General features: G+C 46.6%; 2 protein-coding genes. One reads left to right on the top strand and one right to left on the bottom strand.

Going from position 1 to position 581, the window contains the following annotated elements; all coding sequences use genetic code 11:
- Positions 1 to 225: hypothetical protein (locus H8S57_RS18450; RefSeq protein WP_243204886.1), on the bottom strand; the 225-nt coding region annotated here is incomplete at its 3' end.
- Here H8S57_RS18450 and H8S57_RS18445 point away from each other — a divergent pair.
- Positions 121 to 581: site-specific integrase (locus tag H8S57_RS18445; RefSeq protein WP_369807664.1), on the top strand; the 461-nt coding region annotated here is incomplete at its 3' end. The genes H8S57_RS18450 and H8S57_RS18445 overlap by 105 nt on opposite strands.

The following is a 581-nucleotide window of genomic DNA, read 5'->3' as shown; positions in this document are numbered from 1 at the left end:
TATGCGGTTGACAAAAATCTGATTCCAAGCAATCCGGCTGACCGGATTATCATTTCCAAGCCTGAACCCTTCAAGGGTGACTACTACCTGGATTCGGAAGTCCTGAATCTGTTTGAAGTCATCAAGGGGCATAAGATCGAACTGGTAGTTCTTCTGACTGCTTTTTACGGTCTGCGCCGCAGTGAGGTTATCGGTCTGAAATGGAGTGCCTTTGACTTCAACCATAACTGCTTCTCCATCCGGCATACGGTAACAACTTGCAATGTAAAGGGAGAACGGGTCACGATTAAGAAGGACAAGGCAAAAAACAAATCCAGTCTGCGGACTTATCCATTGATTCCTTTTTTGAAAGAGCGGTTGCTGGAGGCCAAGAAACAGCAGGAAGAAAATCGCAAGCTGTGCGGGCGTTCCTACAACAAAGAATATCTGGGATATGTCTGTGTCGATGTGATCGGCAATCTTATTAAACCCAACTATGTGTCCTCGACCTTTGGGAAGTTGCTTGCCAAGAACAATTTACGGCACATTCGTTTCCACGATCTTCGCCATACCTGTGCCTCGCTTTTGCTGGCCAACGGTGT

Source organism: Lawsonibacter hominis (assembly GCF_014287895.1).
Taxonomy (GTDB): domain Bacteria; phylum Bacillota; class Clostridia; order Oscillospirales; family Oscillospiraceae; genus Lawsonibacter_A; species Lawsonibacter_A hominis.
This window is presented reverse-complemented; position numbering and strand designations above follow the sequence as displayed.